This is a genomic window from Nostoc sp. DedQUE08, assembly GCF_034530895.1.
Lineage (GTDB): Bacteria > Cyanobacteriota > Cyanobacteriia > Cyanobacteriales > Nostocaceae > Nostoc.
On the sequence record NZ_JAVRCD010000104.1, the window covers coordinates 9,982 to 15,490 of the forward strand.

The following is a 5,509-nucleotide window of genomic DNA, read 5'->3' on the forward strand; positions in this document are numbered from 1 at the left end:
CAGAGTGGTAATAACTTTGCCCGTGTCGAGATTCCACAATTTGATGGTATTGTCAAAACTGGCGGAAGCTAAAGTTTTGCTATCCGGGCTGAAGGCGACGTTGATAACCCCAGCGCTATGCCCAGTCAGAGTGGTAATAACTTTGCCCGTGTCGAGATTCCACAATTTGATGGTATTGTCACTACTGGCAGAAGCTAAAGTTTTGCTATCCGGGCTGAAGACGACGCTGAAGACCGAACTACTATGCCCACTCAGGGTGGTAATAACTTTGCCCGTGTCGAGATTCCACAATTTGATGGTCTTGTCACGACTGGCGGAAGCTAAAGTTTTGCCATCCGGGCTGAAGGCGATGCTGATGACCACAGCGCTATGCCCAGTCAGAGTGGTAATAACTTTACCCGTGTCGAGATTCCACAATTTGATGGTATTGTCACTACTGGCGGAAGCTAAAGTTTTGCTATCCGGGCTGAAGGCGACGCTGTTGACCCTATCGCTATGCCCAGTCAGAGTAGTAATAACTTTGCCCGTGTCGAGATTCCACAGTTTGATGGTATTGTCACTACTGGCGGAAGCTAAAGTTTTGCTATCCGGGCTGAAGACGACGCTGAAGACCCCAATACTATGCCCTTCCAGGCGATTTTTTTCACGAATATTAGTACTAGATAGAATTCTCTGTAAAGTAAACAAAGGGCTGTATGCTGGATAGTCTGCTAAAGATTGTTTATCCTTGATCAGACTTTTTAATGTTCCTGCCGTCTCCATTGCTAATAGCAGAGCATCAAATTCCCTGGAAGTCTCAAACAGCCGCAATGCATTTGTTCCGCCTTGTTCCAATCGCGTAGCCGTTAAAGCAACAATTCTTGCTGCTTCTACCTTTTTTAGTTCCTCAAGAGAAGTTTTACGGGCATTAACTGCCTCTTGCCGTTGTTTAATTGCTTGATTTGCCTGTACTTTAGCTTGACTAGCCTTTGCGCTAGCTGCTGCGACTTTGTCTTCGGCTAATTTCAGGTTTTGCTGTGCCTGATTCACTTCGACATTTGCAGCATTCAGTTTTGAAGTTGCATTACTAAGATTCTGTTTTACCTGTACCGCTTGTTCAGATATCCGTTTATTTTCAGATGATATACGCTGATTCTCTTTCTTGGTTGCTGCGGTTTCTGTCCTCGCATTTTTTAAATCTTTCTGTGCGTTATTTGTTTCTGCCTTAGCTGATTGTGCTACTGCAATAGCATTCTTGGATACCTCAAGACTTTTTTGAGTAATTATAAATAATGCTACCGCCCCCACTAGAGCAAAACCTAACACCACAGAACCAATACGAATTCGTTGATTAGCTTTGTGGTTCGCCTCTGCTAAAACTTGCTTTGCTTGTTCCTCTGCCTTCAGTCGTTTCTGCACATCACGCTTTTCTAACTCTTGGCTAGCAGCTAAAAACCGATAGTCCAAGTCACTCAAACTTTTACCTACTGCCCAAGAATGGGCATCTTGCAAAGTCTGCCCCCGCAACAAGCGCGACTCATCTTGACGTTCCGACTCAACCCAGGCATTCAATGCAGCCGAGTAAGGACGCAACTTTGCCAAGATTTTTTCAGCCCACTCCTGTTTAAACACCTCTGCATAAATCCGGTTATAAATTCGCAGCTTCCCCTCCCGCTTCACCACCAAACCCGTCAACCGCAGTTCCGTTTCTTCAGCACTATCATCAGCTACTATCTCTCCCTGCTGCAAAATCTGCTGATACAACCCCAACAATCGCCCAGTCCTCTGTTCTCCACTCTGCAAAATTCTGTCTCGAATCGTCTTTAAATGCTCCGGCTCATCCTGCGTCTCCCAATTCTCAATAATCCTCTCGCGTACCAACTCTTCCACCCAGTCCTCATCTCCTAGTCCCCAGTTTCTAGTCTCCAGTCCCCCCTGCACCAGCAACTTACAAACTTTTTGCGTCAAAAACGGCTGTCCTCCCGTCCAGTCCAGCACCACCTGCATCAACTCTTGAGAATCACCCACTTCAGCCAAACCCCGCGCCAAGGGTTGCGCCTCTTGGAGTTGAAAGCCAGTTAAATCAATTGCCTGTCCAATATTAAAAGGTGTCCGGCGTTTGTCTTGAATCAAATCTGAAGGCGTAGATACTCCAATCAAAGCAAAGGTAAGGCGATTATATTCAGGATGGTCTGCTCGTCGGTTGTAGCAATCGCGGATAACTGCAAAAAAGTCATCCAAGTTGAATGAAAGACTCAGAATGGTGTCAATTTCATCAATAAAAATAACAATCTTTTCAGTAATTGTTTTTAGTAAAATCGTTTCAATAAACTTGCTCAAGCGCTGTACTGGTGAAAGCAACCCGTTATCAGTCCACCAAGTATCTAAATCAAAAGTTGTATAAATATTCAAACTTCCCACTAGAGTATCAATCACCCCGGCATACCACTGTTCTGGCGTAATATCTGCCGTCCCAATAGCTGTAAAATCAACAACAGCACAAGCAAATCCCTCAGTTTGCAACTGCTGCATTACCTGCACCCGCAAGCTAGATTTCCCCATCTGCCGAGAATTGAGTACATAACAAAAATACCCAGCCTTCAAGCCTTCATAGAGATCATGGTCAGCTTGCCGTCTAACATAAGTTGGCGCATTTTGAGGCAGACTACCACCGACTTGATATTGGTACTGGGTCATAAACAATTAAAAATTCAGCGCGAGTTAAACAAACCTCTCCCTGCCTTGAACTAAAGTTCAAGTCTGTCCCTCTCCGAATCGGAGAGGGACGGTTTTGCGTAGTAAAACCAGGGAGAGGTCATAATTACAAATTACTAATTAAACGAGCTAGATGTTTTAACACTTTTACGACAGTATATAAGTCATCCCCACGATTAAGCGACAGTGTATAAGATAAGGCATATCTCGGTGTACTCTGTTTAGTCAACTTAATAAATTGAAATTCACTACCATTGGTGATAAACCCAAAAACAGGTTTAGCCGAAGTTGCATCTGCCAACATATAAGCCAATGCTTGTGAAATTGCTGGCACTAAAGAGTAATCTGCTCGTTTCGCCTCAACAACAAGAACCCAAAATGGAGGATGAAACACCAAGATATCAATACGTCCTCTAATAATTGTGCCTTCATCTTCAGAAGAAATTCTTACCTCTTCTTCCGACGCAATGTAAAAAGGCGGTTGATAAAAACCTGCTAGACGCAATAGTGGAAATAGCACCACCATTTTGACTATAGGTTCTAAAATTTGGTAGCGGGATAAATGCAAATATTCTGCCTTAACTTCGTTGAGAGATTGCTTTTCTAAGTCACTCAAATCAGGTAAATCTTGCTGCCACTCTAAAAAAAACTGTTCGTTGTCTGCACGTTGTAGCCCAAATTGATCTATGAGTTGGGCTAGGGTGATATCTTTTCCTTGAATAACTTGAACCATTGTTAAACCTTTTTGTTAAATGGTAATTGCAAATAAAAGTTCTATTGCACTCCTAATGTACTTTTTTAATTTTTCAACCCCAAGCGATGCCCAAAATATTGACGATACAATTTACACAGTGGCACTACTTGATTGCCTTGAAACTTAACTAACCCCATACTGCGGAGTTTAAACGCTTCAGTTGTGCCTACATCTACGGGGCGATTTGCCATCATCACTTGTTTAACCGCCGCTAGCAATTCTGCATCCTCTTGCAAATTCAGCCAATGGCGGCGTAAATGGTCACTGTAAGGCCCTTCCTCGGTTGCCGCGATTTTTTGCAGATTTTCCAGCGTCATCCTACCACGGGCAATTTCATAAAGCGCTACCCGCACTAAATAAGGATGACCACCCACGAGTGTCATTAATTCTTCAATTTGTGATTCAGGCCAATTGAGTCCGTGACGTTGTACTAAGTCTTGTATTTGTGTTTGATTTAAGTCTAGTAACTCAATGGGTAAGCCGACATTAAAAGGCGACTGATTAATATTGAGCGGTATATAAACTTCCTTAGAATGCACAATTACCAACCGGAGATTTTTCCAAACTGTCTCATTCTTTGACCGCTCATGCCAAGCTCGTAGCAATCCAAAAAAATCAGCCGCAATTATGGGATGCTTGAAGACTTCATCGACTTCATCCAAACCTAAAGCTATGGGGCTATTAATGGCGGGTAATAAATATCGTTGAAAGTAATTTGTACATTTATTCTTGCTACCTAAAACACCCTTCCAATACTCGTCTAGCTTCTCTGGTAGATTCAATTCGTAAGTAATGCTGGCGCAGAACCACTGCAAAAACCGATCTAAATTACCGAGAAATTCTGCATCGGCTGACTGGAAATTTACAGGTGCTATCTGATAGCCATGTTGACTAGCATGATGGAGAACCCTTGACATGAGCGAAGTTTTGCCCATCTGCCGGGGAGCTTTGATGCGAATTAAGGCCCCTGGTTGAAGAATTGCTTCATAACAGTCTACCTCAATAAGCGATCGCTCCACATAAAAAGCAGAATTGAGGGATACCTGCCCTTCTGGATTTTCTAGGGTGACTGCTGGTTTTATATCGGTATCTGGAATAGCTTCGTTAGCAGAGATAGCACCTTGTGGATTGTTCCGACTTTTCAGCACTGGGGTAGAAGACTCTAGAATACTTTCTAAATCAATAGCGCTACAGCCAAACTCATAAGCATCCTCATAAGACCTATCAGCACCTAGTGCATCATAAAAGCCTACCGCGAATTTAATTGCTGCCTTGTCCCCAATTGCCCGATTCATCCCAACTACGCAGTTAATGTGTTGGTAAATAGCCTCAGCTTGCACCTCGCTATAGCAGGCATTTAATAAGATACACTCAACTTTGTCTTTAAATAACTTAAATAGCCTTGCCAGTGACTCTGTACTCACCAGCTGCATTTCCCCTGTATTATTTTCCAAGGCTAAACCTTGATTTCCTCCACCATGTCCAGAAAAATGGATGATATGAGGATTATGATCTAAAAGCGCACGCCGCAAATCGTCAGGCCGCACCGCCCATTTAGTAATCAGTTCAAACTTATCTCGGCTGCGAGAGCGTTGCAACCCTTCCTGAATTTCCCTTACTTCCTCGTCCAAGCGGAGTTTGTCTGTCGTTGTGGGATTAGCTGACACAATCAGGATTTTTTTCACAGCGCTATCAACTATTGAGTGCAGTCTTCTGGCTTAGATGTAGTTTACTACAGCAGATAACTACACAATTACTGATAGTGCATTACCGTTAACGAGTATTTGAACTGGATGAATCCACCTTTTATCTCCGTTAACGAGTATTTGAACTGGATGAATCCACCTTTTATCTCCGTTGACGAGTATTTGAACTGGATTCATCCACCTTTTATCTCCGTTAACGAGTATTTGAACTGGATTCATCCACCTTTGAACTCCGTTAACGAGTATTTGAACTGGATTAATCCACCTTTTATCTCCGTTGACGAGTGTTTGAACTGGATTAATCCACCTTTTATCTCCGTTGACGAGTATTTGAACTGGATTCATCCACCTTTTA

Annotated in this window: 4 protein-coding genes; 1 reads left to right on the top strand and 3 read right to left on the bottom strand. The window is 43.0% G+C overall.

Annotated features, from left to right (window positions below; all coding sequences use genetic code 11):
• The 3 genes from RMY64_RS35465 to RMY64_RS35475 form a co-directional block, all read right to left on the bottom strand.
• Positions 1–2,676: AAA-like domain-containing protein (locus RMY64_RS35465; protein WP_322702537.1), on the bottom strand; the 2,676-nt coding region annotated here is incomplete at its 3' end.
• Between the two features lie 124 nt (positions 2,677–2,800).
• On the bottom strand, positions 2,801–3,427 hold the full coding sequence (locus tag RMY64_RS35470; protein ID WP_322702538.1) for a type I restriction endonuclease: 627 nt from the start codon (positions 3,425–3,427) through the stop codon (positions 2,801–2,803).
• Positions 3,428–3,492: 65 nt separating this feature from the next.
• On the bottom strand, positions 3,493–5,133 hold the full coding sequence (locus RMY64_RS35475; RefSeq protein WP_322702539.1) for an AAA-like domain-containing protein: 1,641 nt from the start codon (positions 5,131–5,133) through the stop codon (positions 3,493–3,495).
• Between the two features lie 108 nt (positions 5,134–5,241).
• Here RMY64_RS35475 and RMY64_RS35480 point away from each other — a divergent pair.
• A partial coding sequence (locus RMY64_RS35480; protein WP_322702540.1) for a hypothetical protein occupies positions 5,242–5,509 on the top strand: 268 nt, incomplete at its 3' end.